This window comes from Mycobacterium leprae TN (assembly GCF_000195855.1).
Lineage (GTDB): Bacteria > Actinomycetota > Actinomycetes > Mycobacteriales > Mycobacteriaceae > Mycobacterium > Mycobacterium leprae.
Window position 1 is genome coordinate 1,465,434 of the sequence record NC_002677.1, and the last position, 16,137, is coordinate 1,481,570.

Sequence of the window (16,137 nt, forward strand, 5' to 3'; positions counted from 1 at the left end):
AAGAACGTTTCGTCAGTAGTTTTTGGATCCTGGTTTACTGATTTGAACTTGGCACAACAAGAGAAGAGCTGGTCGTTTCGTAGCTAACCACGCGACATCGTGGACCAAGCATCCGTTCCTCTTAACAACTTGACGATGCTGTGATGCTGTGGTGTGCGTTGCCTGAAAACTACTCAGGTCAACCCGGGGGCGGTGGAAGGATCGAGCGGAGCTGGGCGAAAACATTCAGGATGCTGTCGCGGAGCTCCGCGTCGATGCCGGCGATCGGGTCCATGCCGTTCACAGGATCTACGGAAATCGGCTTGTTTAAGGGATTATCGTTGTACGCATACGCGGCATCGATTTTCGGCTGTAGCACCGCATCGATTTGATCCACCAAAGCGTCGGACCAGCCGAGGTAGCGCAGTGGCAACGTCAACGGAAGATGATTCACCGGAATTAAATACGTCGTTGTTTTGGCGCCCCGCGAGTTAACAGTGGTCCTGATGTTCTGCGGGGGCACATCTTCAGGATTGAAGAATCCGGATGGAGTGTGCGAGATTGCTCCCCCAGCGAAGCAATTCAACTGGGCTAACAGGTTGTCTGCCCGGTCAGGAAATTCGGACAGCCCATCGTATGCGGCGACAACTCTGTTGCTGTCGTACTGGCTGTCCATACGCTGGGGCATCGTGTAGTCGATCAGCGGGATATAGTCCCCGGGCCGGAAGATGCTGGCAAGCACACTCTTGCCGAATCCGTGGTATCCTGAGGGGTCACCGAAGGTGTTGAACGTTAACTGGTCTGGTGGTGGTGCCGTCGGGTCAGTGGCGAGCTGTTCCTGTTCTGTGTCGAGGGCAAGGCTACCCTGGGACAAACCGACGACAGCGGCCGGCTCGGTCCCCCGGTGAATGGCTTGGTTTAGGTTTTTGGTTGCTACGGCAATCGCTTCGCCGATAGTCACTTCGTCTCGAGGCCCCGGTACCAGAAATGTTGGCACATAGCGAAAAGGGGCTCTGGCGGGGTAGTCGATGAGTTTGCGGTTGACGTCCGGGAAAAACTCGTCGCCGGCCCGGATGGTGTAGTAATCCCAGTCAAAGGTCGGTGGTCTCGCGCCGCCTAGCGCATAGACGATTTTGGCGGGTGAGTTCTCACGCACCGGAACCGGGCTGGGTGGCAGCCATGGCTCCCCGGGTTCGCTTGATGCGACGGTGGATCCAAATCCACTAACCGTACCCACGGTCAAGGCGGCGAGGGTCGTAGCCAGTAGTCGTTTCATCTCGTTATTCTTATTCTCCGAGTAACCCGTTGGGGCTATGCATCCGAGTGATGGTAGTGATTTTCGCGCCGCAATGGGCGCCGAGCCGCGACGCAAGCACGTCTTCACTAGTTTATGGTACCTGCAATGGCTGCCGGTTGCCACACAGCAAGTTGGACATCCACTCACAGACCAGCTATGCCGACTGCGAGCAGGAGGCAGCTGACTCCGGCTAGCAGAGTAGCAACTTCGAGACGGCGGCGTGAACGGATCCAGTTGTTCAGAGCCGCCGTCCATGCCCGTGTCGTGTCGGGTGCCAACAGGTAGGCGGCGAGTGGGATCTCTATCAGCGCGAAAGCTACGACGTTGAACATCAGCAGTGCACCGACTTGCGTTGTGGCTGCAGCGCCGGAGGTCAAAATGACGGCAAGTGCGGCCAAATAGTCCACAGAAGGCAGCGCGATCCCCAGGCCGGCCACGCCTGCGACCCAGAGCGAATCCCCGTTCAGCAGTCTTGCTAGAGGTCTTGGTGCCCACTTTGACGGCTTCGGTGGGCCAGAAGCACTGTCGACGGGAGATTCCGCTGGCGGTTCGCTACTGATGCAGACCTGTACCGTCAATACGGCAGCTACCAGCAAAGCTAGCACACCGATCAGAATTTGCACCTTGGGCAACGTCAATTGCATTGAGGCCATGAGTCTGCGTCGAAAGACGAACAACACAACGAAACCTACGGTCATCCCCATTGTGAATCCGCTGCACAGGAATACAAGCAGTTGCAGCGTCGGTCTGGGTCTGTTCAACATCAGTACCGTCATGCCGATCCGGAATGGCTCGAGGCTTATTGCGATGGCCATCAATAGGATTGTGATCCACATGGCAATTCGTGGTTGCCAGCTAGTGTGATTTAGCCGTCTAACCGGGAGAACTGCTGCCGCCTATACTGCTCGACACAGGCGGTCCGCCTAACCTTGCCGCTGGTCGTGGTAGGAATTGACCCCGGCGGTACCAGAACGAGGTCGGCTACGTTCAGACCATGTGACTTGGATATAGCCGCGGTGATGTTGTTTTTGACGGCGACGAGCTTCTGCATCGCTTCCGCGTCGGAGTCGCCGCGCTTTTTGACTTCGATAATGGTGACCAATTTTTCGGTCTCATCAACCGGGACGGATATCGCCGCGACCCGACCACCGGTGATTTCCTGGACCGTCGATTCGATGTCTTCAGGGTAGTGGTTGCGTCCATACACGATCAGCAGATCTTTCATACGGCCCACGATGAACAGCTCATCCTCGGAGATAAACCCGAGGTCTCCGGTTCTCAACCACGGTCCCTCGGGTGTGCCTGGCGAGGGGTTAGCTAGCTTTCCGCCGAAGGTACGTTGCGTTTCCTCCGGTTTGTGCCAATAGCCTTCGGCGACGTTGTCACCATGTAGCCAGATTTCGCCTACCCTTCCTGTTGGGCACTCGATGCACGTGTCGGAATCCACGATTCGCACTATTGGTGACTTCGGCGTGCCGTAGCTCAGCAGTGGCGCGCCGGTCCGTGCTTCGCACCGTTTCACGGTGCCTTCCGACAGCTTCGCGGGTTCGAAATAAACGACCTCTGGCGAGCTTCCCTTAGGGCGGCTGGCGGCATAGACAGTTCCTTCAGCTAACCCGTAGGAGGGTAGCATCATGTCGTCGCGGAAATTGATTCGGGCAAACCGATCCGAGAACCGATTTAGCGTGGCGGGGTGGATTCGTTCACTGCCGCTGATGATGCCCTGGCAAGCGCCGAGATCGAGGCCGGCTATATCTGCGTCTGATGTCCGGCGTGCAGCCAATTCGAAGGCGAAGTTCGGTCCTGCAGAAAATGGGTGGCTGCTGGTGGCCATCGCTTGGATCCACCTGGCTGGACGTTGCAAAAACGAGATCGGACTCGTAAGCTCGCTCCGCCAGCCGCCCAGAATTGGTGCGACGACGCCGAGAACCAAGCCCATATCGTGGTAGAACGGCAGCCACGACACGATGGTGAGATCGAGTGGCGCCACACCGTTAGTGGGAGCGAAGTAGTCAGCCATCAACTGTTGGAAATTCACCATAAGGTTCCGGTGCGTGACCATGACCCCGGCTGGAAGGCGGGTCGAACCCGAGGTGTACTGTAAGTACGCTGTGCTCGGCGCATCGGTGAGTCTAATATTCGATTTATTCTCGACGTCTAGATTTGGTGAGTCGACTTCGAGGATCGCCGGGACGGTGTCGGTGTCAGAGTGGTCAACGTATTTCGCGATCGCATCGGCAACCGCAGACGTTGTCAGGACGACCGAGGGTGATGTGTCGGCAAGCACAGCTCCGACACGTTCGTCATGGGAGCCGGCCTGAGGTACTGACAGCGGAACGGCGATAAAGCCAGCCTGCATAGCTCCCAGGAACGCGATGATATAGTCCAGCCCCTGGGGAGCCAATATCACTGCCCGGTCTCTTATCGAACCGTGCCGCCTGAGCTCGTGCGCAACGTTCAAGGTTCGTTGATACAGCTGCGCCCAAGTCAGTGTTTTGCGGACACCCGCCCAATCCTGCTCGTAGTCGGTGAAGCTGAATGCTTCATCGTCTGGCTGCAGGCCGGCACGTTCGCGCAGGAAAGAAAGGACGGACGAGTTTTGCATGGGCTTTAGGTTACCGCCTCAGTTGGGATCGGCTGGACGCCTGGTGTGGGGCGGATGAGACGGAAAGACGGTTGTGCACCGAATCGCGACTCACCAGAATCGCTCGCCAACCTAGTCTGATGCGGGTTGACAGCTGGGCGCTAAAAGATAATTAAGGCAGTTGCGTTTTTCGTCACTGATGTCACGTGACCAATTGCGATCGGGTACAGGGGAGATGTTTAGGCATGCGGTGGCATAGGCGTGTTTAGACCAGCGAAGGTAAATCGGATGCTTTGCTGGTGCGGGCTCGTTTGGCTGGTGCGGTCGATGAACAGGTCCACGTCACCGGCCTCAGCGAACTTTGCGGTGTGGACGATGGTGTCTATTAAGAAGTAACTGGTCTTGACGACGTGGTAACTGGCGGTGATCTGACCGGAGTGTTAGCGGCGGCGTCTCTTAAATGCTTAATTTAGGGCGCCTTGTTTGCCGCCTCGGGCTAGCGTGTCGTCGCCTCGGGGGCTCAACGTTTCTCTACTCTAATAATATTCAGGATGAGGTTGATCGCATCCAAATGGAGCTGGTTCGCCGTGAGTAATCTGATAACACTAAGCCCGGACCAAACGACATCTAGGTTTGGGGTGCGACCGTGCGTAGCTCGTTTCGACTGTCTCGGATGGATTTAAATCGGACAGGCGCCCGATGCCAACTGCCTGTAGATGTAGTCCTAACGCTTCTGATAACCGCCGTCGGGGTGGTACAGTGCTGACGCTATATCTATTTAGCTATTATAGATATATGTAGGGGGCGTTTGAAAGCAAATCTGCAGCAATCATATTGGTGGAGGGTTTGATAGCCGGCAGGGTTTGATGGCAGGTGTTGTTGCCATGATGGTCAGGTCTAGCGGTGTGGCTGTCGCATCAGACGACTTGGCCGGCGGGTAGCCTCTAAATATACGCACCTGGGGAAGCAGGGGTGTCTACCAAATGCCCCGGCAGAAGAACCCATAGTAAGGGCGTGTTAGGGCGTAGCTTCGCCGGCGCGGATGGGTTGGTCAACGAAATTGACCAAGGTGGTGCTGGAACGTGAGTTGAATTCGGAGCTTCCCCAATCATTTGGGTATCGACGACATCACAAAGGTCACTGAAAGGGTCACTGAAAGCCAACTGTTCGTCATACTCGACGCGGAACTTAGCCCGTAAATGTCTGACGACGTGGCGATTATCGTCGTGCCGATTCCCCGGTTGCCGGCCAGCCCGCGCGACTTCTGGTGTGTCGTGCGCGACGGACGTGAAGTCACGCAATCGGCAGTTGACAACGTGGTCAATTTTGATGCCAACTTCTTATCGCCACGCTAGGCGAGTGCGATGGACCCTAGGTAGCGATTGGTGCTCAAGTTGATATGGGGAACTACTTGAGGACGCGTTCGTCGTGCCAAAAACGATACTAGGACAACAGGTCGCGGTCTCCTCTCGGAGCGATTAACGACGATTACGCATTCCTGACGTTTGTTGCGGTTAACGTTGCTTCTGACTCTTTAGCTAGCACCAGTCGAGGGCTGATTGCCAACAGGGTGTCGTATTTCTTCGGGATGGGCGGCACCAGGGTGACCGTTGATTCCAGTCAATCATCTTCTCTGGTGGCGGTTTACCTCACCTGTGGAAGTCTACGAACCGGTGCGTCGCCGCTAGCGGTTCTCCGGTGGCATCCCTCTCAACCTGGCGAGCGAAACCGTGTTATTGAAAAAGGAGTTTGGGGCATTTTCGGTGTCTGGCCACATCTAAGCGTTTGTTGGGCGCTCGGATGGATATGTACCTTTACAGAGTGAAGGTGGCGGGTGGTTTCTGCTGAAGTTGTTACTTATTGCCGTTGACGATGGCGATAGAATCCATGCGATCATTCGTGGCAGCGCGGTTGGCAATGCCGGGCACAGCCGTCGCAGGGTTGACCGTTCCGTCCGTTTCAGGACAAGTCGTGTGATACGGAGTGCACTGTGCATTACCGGCATGGATAGCACTGAAGTCCACTAGGTTGAGGAGCACGTAGTCGGCATCAAAATTGGCTACTCGATCTAGGCAAGGGTACCAGAGGAAATAGTCACCGATTGCCAGGACCGTCCAGTACGTGTAGCTTCAATGAAGATTGACATTGGCTACGCTGGTGGAGCAGCCGAAATCACTGGCCTGATCAAGATCGTCCTGTCGATCGAATAGCGTATTGATTCCATCAAATTTCAACTTCGCGGACACCGGTCATGGCATCGATCTGGAAAGTCTAGGACTGCGCGTCGACACGACGCTGACACCGTGATCGGTGCACAGTGAGTTGTTCTGGGCAGGAGTATCATTGTTCGGAACGGGTGGTACTAGCGCGCTTGTTTTTCTAGATAAGCACCAATTGTAGCGGAAAGTGTTGTTGCTTAACTGGATAACGATGTGGTCACCCTTCCTTGTGTGGTGTCCGCGTCGTTCGACGCAGGCGTTGGCAGATACGGAGGAACGGTTGTTGGCGGGCGTGGGTCAGCAACCTACGTTCGATATTGCGGGTGTCAGTTTCTCGTTGGTGACGACGTGGTCGGTGTTCGAGCCTCGGCTGGTACCGTGAGGGGTTGATCTTGGATATTTGTTTACAGAGCTGGCGGGGTTGATTTCCAGTGAGCTAGTCGTGGATGTTCTTGTAGAACAAGACTATTCGTTAGGCAAGATGGCTTTTGTGTTTCCCAGGTAGAATTCCCAGTGTTTGGGGAGAGGAGCAGCAATTTTTATCAACGATTTTTTGTTTTTGCTAACTATTTTGATGACGCTGCCGACGTCTTGGATCCGCATCTGCGATTGCCTTTGCGGTAGAAGAATTGGGATAAGGATGCGGTTCTGTTGGAAAATCCTGAGTTTGCCCAGCCGGCTTTGTTTACCGTGGAGATTTGGCTTTGGCTGCTTTGTTGCAAGGCTGCGGTGTGGTGTCCGATTTTGCGTACGGTCATTCATGTAGGGTAGATCAGCATGACGTATGAAGCGGGGATGTTATAGCTGGGGATGCGGCGGCGATAGCTCGGGTTCGGTTGATATTTGCGGTGGCCGCCAATGAGGCGGAGATTGCGCCGTTGTTCGATAGGGGGTATCGCGATTGTCAATGGGTCTGATGCGGTGGTTATTTCGGTGCTGCAGGTCGCAGTGGGCGCACTGTTGGATCGGTTGGTGGGCCAGGGTCGCTGGGTGCATAGGTTGGTGGTTTCGCATGTGTTTCATGCGGTGCTGATGGAAACGATGGTGAAGGAGTTTTCCCGGATGCTGGATCAGGTGTCGATGGCCGAGTCACGGATTGGTTTGGTATCAAATATGACTGGGAAGTTGCCTAGGGATGGATATTAGGTCAGCGGTTAGCGCAGTATGTTGGGTGGAACATGCGTGTCGTCCGGTGCGCTTTGCCGACAGTGTGGGGTCGGTGGAGTCTTTGTGGGTTCGCGAGGTTGTTGGGTGGGATCCGGTGTGGGGTTGACCGTGGCGGTGGAACAGTCGTTGTTCGGTGAGCGTGCCGCTTCGGTGGCGGTGTTGGCTAAGGATCTACCGTAAGTGGATTCTGCGTTCGGCGCACTGGGTGGTTGTTCACTGCGGATGCGCGGCTGAATTGGGGTGTGATGTTTGAAGGGTTTGGGGGTCTGCAGGGTAGACGTTGCCAACGTATGCATTTGTGCAGCAGCCATTTTGCTAAGATACAGGGAGGGTGTGGGGTGGGTCATACTAACACCGGTGCAGCTCAGTTGTTGCAATAATTTGCTCCGCAAGAACTGCACCGTTACTTGGTTGAACCGGTGTGTATGCATACGGCAATTATCTGGGATCACTCGGGAAGCTGGGACATTGATGCTCAGCGTGCGTTTCAAGGCTTCGGATTTGAGTTACTGACTGGGGTGAACTGCGTGACCATCTCAAAGCCGTAACCGGGCTGGGCAGATTAGCGCTTTTGCGCATTCTGCTCTGCTCTTCGACTGTCCCACTCCAGCGGGCCTGGCCGATTACCTTGGTTAGCAACTGTCTAGCATTTACCGCGAACAATCCGACGAGAGAAGATGGTTTCTGCTGCGAAAGATTTCTATACGCGAGCTGCGTAACGCCGGATGGCTGGACAAACTGTTACTGGTGGCAGGTAGTCTAGGAAAGTCTCTGGTTGGAGCCAGCTGTCAGTGACGATAGCATCGACTCGTTAAGTGCCGAAGAGTTGATTGCGATGACGATAAAACCAGTCGACGACAGCCATTGATCAAATCGTATTTGGTACGTACAATTAGGCACAGTACCGGTTGAAATATAACGGATGTTAAATATTGTTTTTGTGACTACGAAAAGGGCTGTCCAGGCTTCGTATTTGTGGCGGAAATCGAGTGAATTGTAACGATTTTGTTTAGCATTTGGCTAAGCCTATGTGGCCAGTGTGCGGGTGGGTAGAGGGGGCGATATCTGCCGCTATGGTTGGTTAGCTTGGATGCTCAAATCGTGAAGCGATCTTAATTAATCAATGCTAATAATTGTAAATGCAACAGATGTTGAATAAGTGGTTTTTTGCACGACTGCAAAAGACATCTAAAATTTCAGGGTTTGTGGAATCCTATTCTGCGATACAGATGGGATGTTGGAAAGTATTGATAGTGGTGACTACAGAGGCAGGATATGAGTGTCATCGCAGGTGTATTCAGTATGTTTCCACCGCATCGATATAGCCAGAGCGAGGTTACCGATTCTTTTGTTCAATTTCTGGATTGAAAGAGTACGAGCAGATAGTTCGACGTATGCATGCCGGCACGAAGGTCAACAGTCGAAATCTGATGCTGTTGCTGGAAAAGTGAAGTTACGCCTAGCTGACCGACTTCAGCTAGGCGAACGAGATTTTCATCGCAAACGCAGTGGAATTTGGTTATGATGCGCTAGAGGAGCGCTTGATGAGACAGGCTTGGGAACACCAAGATGTCGACACGATCGTCACCACGACGATCACCGGCTTCGCAGTACCTTCGCTGGATGCTAGATGCGCTGAACAGCTCGGTCTGCGCCTGGATGTCCGCCGAATGCCTCTGTTCGGCTTGGGGTGTGTGGCGGGGCAGCGGGGTTTGGGCCGGTTGCATGAAGATATTGTGTGGTGCTCCCAACGATGTCGCGGTATTGGTATTTGGTCTGCTCGCTCACCTATTCCGCGGTCAAACCAACTGTGTCGGGCTTGGTGTGGAGACGGTTCTGTTCGGCGAGCGCCGCACCGAAGACGGACAGATCTGTGCCAGTGTGCCGGACATCCGCGATTCGCGCAGCCGTCTCTACCCCGGAATCGCTGCACATCATGGGCTTGAATAGTCAATTATGCCAGCTTGTCGCTGGTACTGTCTCCGACCGGAGCTGACGAGTATTGTCGAATGACACCGAGCCGATGACGTCATTGGCTTCCTCGTAGCGCATGGTTTGATCAAGAACGATATTGGTGTGTGGGTTTAGCCATCCTGGTGGCCAAGGGTCATCTATGCGATCACTATGAGACTCTTGAATTGCCTCCCGAGGCTCTTGAGTTGACCTGGTGCTCATTGAGCGAGATCGGTCAACCTCTGGTTGGTGTCAATACCGCACATTATTGCGCGACACCATCGCCAAACCGCTACCCAACGGGAACTCAGGGCTGATGGTCGGGATGGGTTTCGGATTCTGCGCAGAATTTGTGCTACTGCGTTGGCATTGAGTTGATGACCTCAACGGTCAGGCTCAGTCAGGGGATTAACGCAGCGAAGTTACGTGCCCGAACCCGGTGAGTGTAATGAGCGAGCAAATGCAACCTGGTTCTGGAAGCCAGTCGGGCGAGTATCACGGTCATCGAAGTGGTGGCCACGGCTGCTCCGAATACATCTGTGTCACCCGCTTGTGCGAACGCTGCCGCTAATTGACCCTTTCTAGAAAAGGTCAGGCGAGCAGCGACTTTCCCTCGTGGCGACCTCGTTCTCAAATGCGCGCGTAGCTCCCGTGTCAGCTACGTCACGGCGACGTGGTCGTATTGGGCATGCTCGACAAGTTCGGAGTGTTTTTAGCCGCGATCGCGATCTGGTTTAGGGAGGCGAGCGGATGGGCGATCGATCGACGTCAGCTGCTTCTCGGTAGCCGAGTGTAGTAAGTACCCAGTTATGCGGGACAAGGTGACTGCCCAGGAGATTAGGAAGTCCTCAGTCGCGGTCAGCGTGTTGGTATCGACGTCGTTGGTGGACTCGTCGAGAAACAGTACGTCCGGCTCGGATAACAAGGTGAGCATTAGCTGCAACTGCTGCCAGCTGGCTGCCGGAGAGTCCAGCTATTTGCGCGGACAACTGCCTCGCGGACGAAGCCGAGTCGCTCCAACAGCTGGACCGGGGGATTGCACGACCCTCGATTGGACAGCCGCCGCGTAGTCTGTTCAATACCTCGGTGATCCGGTTGTGTGCCAACGGTGCCAACTGATCGCTCTGCTGATCGAGCGCCGTTAGCCGGACGGTCTTGCCGTGCTTGACGCGCCCGGAGTCAGGTGCAACGGTGTTGGTGATCAATCCCAGTAGCGTCGATTTTCCGGCGGTGGGGCATCGGAGCCTTAGCCGGACAAGACGCTGGTGCGCCTGCCATTGCTCACGCCGAGTGTGTGTGTGACCGACTCGAACACCACTTAATGTCAGATATTCCCGATGTTCGGGCGCAGTGCCCAATAGCCTGCCACCGGGCCGACCTAAGCTGGCCAACGATGCCCGCTGCAGGGTGGTGGGAGGAGAGGTTGGGCGATTCAGCGTGGGCTCGGTAACGACGTTGTCGTTACCGTCCAGCCAATCCGGCTAACGCCTCACCGCTACAGCACGGTCTTAATATGCAGTCGGTGACAAGTTGGCGCTCACCACAAGTGCAACTATCATGACTTTAGACACCGCGTATCAAGGCTTTACGGTGTGTACTAGCGGTCCGCGCATAGCCTCTGAGACGGCCTGTAACCTGTGCTAGCTAGGTCCTTGGACAGTTCCGATCATGTTGTGCGATGCGGGGAGCGCGTTGAGCACCAGGTGTTGGCAGGTAGGTTAGTCACCAGGACGGTCGCACACCCGCTAGCGCTTCGTGTTTCGGATCTCATCACTTCAATTCATCGGGACAAGGTGCGCAGGCGCTGCTTCTTATAGTAACTTTACTGTAGTCCTTTTGCACCATATACGTGTTGTTTTTCGCATTTATACGCGTTTCAGCCGATGTTTTCCGGTTATAATGGCTGCAAGCTGTTCGTGTGAGTCAGACTGATGCATCGTGCACTATTGCAGAGCTTCCCTATAGATCCGTCACGGACTTGGTCGTGCTGGATTTTCCGCGACCTGAGGTCGCGTTGATCACTCTTAATCGGCCCGGCCGGATGAATTCCATGGCTCTCGACCTTATGAAGTCGCTCAAGCAGGTTCTCAAAAGGATTACCTATGACCACTCGGTGAGGGTGGTCGTGCTTACTGGCGCGGGTCGAGGATTCTGCTCTGGTGCAGATCAAAAGTTCACGGCACCTGTGCCACAGGTCGAGGGGTTGACACAGCCGGTTCGCGCGTTGCGTGCCATGGAGCTTCTTGAAGAAGTCATCCTGGCTCTGCGGCGATTGCACCAACCTGTGATCGCCGCGATCAATGGTCCGGCCATCGGCGGTGGGTTGTGTCTGGCGTTGGCCGCAGACGTCCGGGTGGCTTCAACTAGGGCCTACTTTCGAGCTGCTGGCATCAACAACGGCCTTAGTGCCAGTGAGCTGGGGCTGAGCTATTTGCTGCCTCGGGCCGTCGGATCGTCGCGGGCTTTTGAAATCATGCTTAGCGGTCGCGATGTCGGGGCGGAGGAAGCCGAGCAGATCGGGCTGGTGTCATATCGGGTGTCGGACGATCGGCTTCTGGACACTTGCTACTCCATCGCCGCGCGGATGGCGACGTTCTCGCGGTCTGGAACTGAGTTGACGAAGCGGGCTTTGTGGGGTGGCTTGGATGCCGCCAGTCTGGATAAGCACATGCAAAGCGAGAGCCTGGCACAGCTCTTTATAGCATTGCATACCAGCAATTTTGAAGAAGCGGCTGCCCCATGCACCGAGAAGCGGCCAACGGTGTTAGTCGATGCCAGAGGCTGCGCCACAAGCCCGGGGTAAGGCTTTCGAATAACCATACTTCACGCTGATTGTTTGCTAACAAAGATTTTTTGCTAACAAGCATGGTCATTCCATGTCTTCCAAGTCACGCGATGAATTTTGTTGGTCTCGACATAATAGAAGCGAACTAGTTGTCGCAGCTGTTGGTTGGCGACCACGTTGTGACATTGATCGGCAGCCGACAGAAGTAAAAGGCTGCTGATGTCACAGATAGTCGCTCAAGCGGTGGATGACTTAATGGTCAGAGGCACTCTGGCATGTCGATCTAGGGCCGACCACCGACTCGCAATTGGAACAGAGGGAGCACTTGACACCTTGGATCTTAGAGGGAACACATTGAGCATGCGATGACGATACCTAGGATATCATAGGCCAGTGTCGACCTCACTGTTACCTGTGGTGATGGTGGACCGAGCCGTTCGAACCTGACCAGACTGATCCGCGACCCCTGCGTGCGGCTCCGGGATCGGTGCGGGAGGGCGGCATATGAACTCGTCATCGGGCAGCGCGTATATCTTCTTGCAGTAGTTAAGTATTTATGACGTACCACGACCGGGACTGAGCGGTTTGTCGTGGATTGGCTCAACGCACACGGCTGGCGGGGTGAGGGTACCGTGCTCCCGGGATGAGATGTTCTGACTCGGCCGCTGGATTGGTGGCGTGCCGATAGCCAACTAAGGATGAGCTCGCTGACTTCGTAATCGCTGAACGTCGGTAGAGGTGCGCGCGGACGACTTTTGCAATGTGGCCGTGACCAAGCACCTTCTGGTAGGCAGGGTTACTTAGCCCGCATTGTTCAATCTATGTAGTGAGCAGCGGGCCCAGGAAGTGAGCGCTGTGTTCGCACGTTTAGGAGAAAACGGTGTTCGAATGTAACGGCAATCCATGAAGGAGTGCGGCCGGTCGAACAGGACGAGAGCGATACCTTCATGATGCTCTTCGCTTGTGTGTCGCGGATGCTATGGCAGCGGCATTAGACTTGCAGCGAGCCCAGCTGGACCGATCCGGTTCCGTATTGGGGTGCCCATCCCGGGGAGGTGCGGTTGCGTGATGAGGGTAGTTACGTTGGTTCGATCGTCAACCGGACTGCGCGCCTACGCAACTTGGCGCATGGAGGCCAGACCTTGCTGTTAAGTGCTACCGAGAACTTGATGGTTGCTCGGCTCTTTAGCGGGGCCTGGTTGACCCATCTGGGGTATTCACCGGATGCGTGGTCTGCCCCGGCCTGAGCGGGTGGTGCAGCTGTGTAATGCTGATTTGCAGGTTGAGTTCCCGCCGTTGCGGGCCACTTATGACCTGCTAAACTACGTTTTCCTCTGCAGCTAAACGATTTTCGTCGGGCACTGCGGACAACCCAACGAGGTTCAGCAGTTGATGGCCGGTAATCGGGCTGTTCACCCTGACCGGTGTTGGTGGTGTGAGCAAGACACGGCTATCGTTGCAGGTAGCGGTCCAATTTGTCGGTGAGGTCGGCGGTGGGTGGTACGTGGATTTGGTATTGATCAGCGATTCGGATCTGGCGCCGGCCAAGGTTGCCTGTGAGCTGGGTCTGCGCGACCAACCTGACCGCTCCACCGTGGACGTAGGCTATATTTCTTCGCCGGGCGTCAGGCGCTACTAGTGGGCTGGATAACTATGAACATCTGGTGGGAGGCTACCGCGGCGTTGGTGTCGCGTCTGACGGACGCAGGTCCACGCGTGAGGGGGTGACTGACTATGGCGCGAACGTTTTCGTCTCGCGGGCGAGGTGAGCGGGTGGATGCCGGCACTGTCTGTAAACGATTAGGTCATCGAATTGTTTTTTGTGACCGGGCGCAGACGGATTTCCGGCTTATCGATGTCCACTCGACGGCTGCAATGGCGATCCGTGGCCGCCTGTATGGTGTTTGTCACGGGCGATTGAGCTAGTGTCGGTCTGTGTTCGGGCGCTTTCACCGGCTGAGATGGTTGATAATTTAGATGACTGTTTCCACTTGCTGACCTGGCAACGTCTGCATGGTGGTGGCCCGTCAACACACTCTGTGGGCTTCGGCGGACTGGTCCCATGCGCTGTTGATCAGGCCGGAACCGGTTGTGTTCCGCTGGGTGGCAGTGTGTGGACTGTTTCTTCCTGGGTGCTGCGGAAGCCGTCGCGGTTGTGGTGAGGTGGAGCCCTGTCGGGTACACGCGATGCGCTCACGCTGCTTGTTGACCAGTCGTTGGTGGTCACCGACGATAGTGGCTGGTCGAGCATTATATCGGCTGTCGAAGACGGTGTGTCAGTACGTGCTGGATAAACTTGACGAGTCTGGGGAGATTTGCACGCTGTGCGGCTGCGGCGCAGCGACTACTACGTGAGACTGGCCGCTCTGCTTAACGTTAATGCCTCGGATGACACTGACTATGGCAAGTGCCTTAAACAGGCAGAGGTCGAAATAAACAAGTCGAAATAAACAACTTGCGCGCCGCCTTTATGTGGACCTTGCGAGAGCTCCGACACTGGACTCGCGCTGGTGCTGTCGTCTTCACTGCAGCCCACATGGCTGGCATGTGGCCACATTACGTTAAGGGCAAGCCTGGCTTGATGCTGTTCTCTGCCGGCAAGGATGGCGGTTAACTTATGCTACCGCTTGTGATGTGCGCGAGAGTGCTTGCCGAGAAGGTTGTGCTCGACATCTTTTGTCGATGTTACCGCGGGCATAGAGTATACCAACCGGCCTTGCAGATTGCTTGTGAAGTTGACGACCGCGCTTTGCTGTCTTCGGGTACTCACGGAATGCGGGTTAAGCGCTGTGATGGCCGGTTACGACGTTGCTGACCGTTATGTTACCGAGGTACTTGGTCTTGCCCGAGCCTCAAACGATCTGGTGGAGGTTGAGCTCAGATCCCCCGCGTTAGCGACACGGCTGATGTGTATCGCCGGTATTGACGATGTAGGCTGCAATAAGTGCAGCATTCGTACGACTGAGTACGACAAGTCTTCGCCGCCGCAGCATCCCGACCGGCTCGATCGTTCCTGCTCAATGCTGTCATTACCCGGATCAGTGGCAGGTAAGGGATTGCACATATGTGTGGACGCTGCAAAGGGTGTGCCATACCACGTTTTGTGTGGACGTGTTCTCCCACCCCATCCTGGGCTGGCAGGTGATGACCAGCAAGACCGCGGGTGCTTGGTCACATCGGTGCTTGAGCAGACGCTACTCACCCCCTATTGCACATAGCTCCATTCTCTATAACCGATTTGATTCATCACTTGGACGCGGGATCAATATACGTCGATCGCGTTCACCGAGGCGCTGCACGAGGCCGGTATCGCCGGATCCATCAGCAGTGTCGGCGACGCTTTGGACAACGTGTTTATGGATTCTGCTATAGGGACGGTACAAATCTGAATTAATCGACCAACATGCGACCTTCACCGGTCGCGTCGAACTGGAACGGGAAACCACCTCCTGGGTGCACTAGTACAACACGATCGAGACTCCACCTCATCAATATCAATCCAATACCGACCACCAGTCGCATACGAACAGCGCTACCAGCAGACAGCCACCCCGACCGAAGTGACATGAACCAATAATCTCCGACAGCTCCAGAACAGTTCAAGATGCGTCCAAGATTGCCTTCTCGGTTTTTGGAGTTAAGCCGATCTCGGTAGTGGCAGCCATCGCTAATCCCTTGCTGCCGTGGTTGGCCGTTACTGGCCATATTGTGCACCACGGCGGTGACAACTTGTCAGCTGTTCTTTCCCAGCATGTTGGCGCGTCAAGCTCGGACAAGTCGTCAGCGACCTTGCCTCCGCAGTCTGTACCGGCTTGACCTGTGGCAACAACAATGCACAGAGAATGCATGTGGGCATCTGCTGATCGCAAAACATCCTTTGAACTGCGACGGAACAAGTGTGCTTGGCAGGATTTGACCCTGTAGTCGTCGGATGAGGAGGGTAGCACCCTGCATCATGAAACAGAAGGCTTGTTGCTATATAAGTGCTACACGCTGGACTACTTTGGACAGGAAAATCTGCTCTGACCAGTGCCCCCGGCACGACTCGAACGTGCGACCTAGGGATTAGAAGGCCCTTGCTCTATCCACCTGAGCTACGGAGGCAGTGCGCAGTTCAGTTTATCCAATGGGGATAGTCAATCGGTTTCGCCTG

Annotated in this window: 9 protein-coding genes, 1 tRNA gene and 2 pseudogenes; 6 read left to right on the top strand and 6 right to left on the bottom strand. The window is 55.3% G+C overall.

Going from position 1 to position 16,137, the window contains the following annotated elements; all coding sequences use genetic code 11:
* Positions 1 to 178: 178 nt before the first annotated feature.
* From ML_RS06190 to fadD21, 3 genes are all read right to left on the bottom strand, one after another.
* Positions 179 to 1,255, bottom strand: a complete 1,077-nt coding sequence (locus tag ML_RS06190) for a PE-PPE domain-containing protein (RefSeq protein WP_010908214.1) — start codon at positions 1,253 to 1,255, stop codon at positions 179 to 181.
* A gap of 164 nt (positions 1,256 to 1,419) precedes the next feature.
* Complete coding sequence (locus tag ML_RS06195; protein ID WP_010908215.1) at positions 1,420 to 2,112, bottom strand: GAP family protein; 693 nt, start codon at positions 2,110 to 2,112, stop codon at positions 1,420 to 1,422.
* 29 nt (positions 2,113 to 2,141) lie between these two features.
* Positions 2,142 to 3,881, bottom strand: coding sequence for a fatty-acid--AMP ligase FAAL21/FadD21 (gene fadD21 / locus ML_RS06200; RefSeq protein WP_010908216.1), 1,740 nt, complete (start codon positions 3,879 to 3,881; stop codon positions 2,142 to 2,144).
* 1,567 nt (positions 3,882 to 5,448) lie between these two features.
* Between fadD21 and ML_RS15735 the strand changes: the two genes are divergently transcribed.
* The 3 genes from ML_RS15735 to ML_RS18895 all read left to right on the top strand — a co-directional run bounded on the left by ML_RS15735 (position 5,449) and on the right by ML_RS18895 (position 9,192).
* Positions 5,449 to 5,685 (top strand): hypothetical protein, encoded by a 237-nt coding sequence (locus ML_RS15735; protein ID WP_231846790.1) that lies wholly within the window; start codon positions 5,449 to 5,451, stop codon positions 5,683 to 5,685.
* A 1,252-nt stretch (positions 5,686 to 6,937) separates the two neighbouring features.
* Complete coding sequence (locus ML_RS06210) at positions 6,938 to 7,225, top strand: hypothetical protein (protein ID WP_145985181.1); 288 nt, start codon at positions 6,938 to 6,940, stop codon at positions 7,223 to 7,225.
* A gap of 1,565 nt (positions 7,226 to 8,790) precedes the next feature.
* A complete protein-coding gene (locus ML_RS18895; RefSeq protein WP_414085535.1) occupies positions 8,791 to 9,192 on the top strand; it encodes a hypothetical protein in 402 nt (133 codons plus the stop codon).
* 407 nt (positions 9,193 to 9,599) lie between these two features.
* Here the strand turns inward: ML_RS18895 and ML_RS15740 are convergent.
* Positions 9,600 to 9,741: pseudogene (locus ML_RS15740) on the bottom strand (cytochrome P450); the annotation flags it as partial.
* A 194-nt stretch (positions 9,742 to 9,935) separates the two neighbouring features.
* Positions 9,936 to 10,428 (bottom strand): annotated as a pseudogene (locus ML_RS17955) (ATP-binding cassette domain-containing protein); the annotation flags it as partial.
* A gap of 689 nt (positions 10,429 to 11,117) precedes the next feature.
* Between ML_RS17955 and ML_RS06225 the strand changes: the two are divergent.
* The 3 genes from ML_RS06225 to ML_RS06235 all read left to right on the top strand — a co-directional run bounded on the left by ML_RS06225 (position 11,118) and on the right by ML_RS06235 (position 15,202).
* The gene (locus tag ML_RS06225) at positions 11,118 to 12,002 is read left to right on the top strand and encodes an enoyl-CoA hydratase (RefSeq protein WP_010908217.1); all 885 of its coding nucleotides are present in this window, start codon (positions 11,118 to 11,120) and stop codon (positions 12,000 to 12,002) included.
* A gap of 1,417 nt (positions 12,003 to 13,419) precedes the next feature.
* A complete protein-coding gene (locus tag ML_RS06230; protein ID WP_049769743.1) occupies positions 13,420 to 13,623 on the top strand; it encodes a hypothetical protein in 204 nt (67 codons plus the stop codon).
* A 1,153-nt stretch (positions 13,624 to 14,776) separates the two neighbouring features.
* Entirely contained in the window at positions 14,777 to 15,202 is a 426-nt protein-coding gene (locus ML_RS06235; RefSeq protein WP_041322671.1) for a hypothetical protein, read from the top strand.
* Positions 15,203 to 16,014: 812 nt separating this feature from the next.
* Here ML_RS06235 and ML_RS06240 read toward each other — a convergent pair.
* Positions 16,015 to 16,088, bottom strand: a tRNA-Arg gene (locus ML_RS06240).
* Positions 16,089 to 16,137 lie beyond the last annotated feature (49 nt).

What these genes read in the sequence shown, in the direction of transcription:
- ML_RS06190 (WP_010908214.1), bottom strand. Translation starts at nt 1,255, where the DNA reads ATGAAACGACTACTGGCTACGACCCTCGCCGCCTTGACCGTGGGTACG.
- ML_RS06195 (WP_010908215.1), bottom strand. Translation starts at nt 2,112, where the DNA reads ATGTGGATCACAATCCTATTGATGGCCATCGCAATAAGCCTCGAGCCA.
- fadD21 (WP_010908216.1), bottom strand. Translation starts at nt 3,881, where the DNA reads ATGCAAAACTCGTCCGTCCTTTCTTTCCTGCGCGAACGTGCCGGCCTG.
- ML_RS15735 (WP_231846790.1), top strand. Translation starts at nt 5,449, where the DNA reads ATGGGCGGCACCAGGGTGACCGTTGATTCCAGTCAATCATCTTCTCTG.
- ML_RS06210 (WP_145985181.1), top strand. Translation starts at nt 6,938, where the DNA reads ATGAGGCGGAGATTGCGCCGTTGTTCGATAGGGGGTATCGCGATTGTC.
- ML_RS18895 (WP_414085535.1), top strand. Translation starts at nt 8,791, where the DNA reads ATGAGACAGGCTTGGGAACACCAAGATGTCGACACGATCGTCACCACG.
- ML_RS06235 (WP_041322671.1), top strand. Translation starts at nt 14,777, where the DNA reads ATGGCCGGTTACGACGTTGCTGACCGTTATGTTACCGAGGTACTTGGT.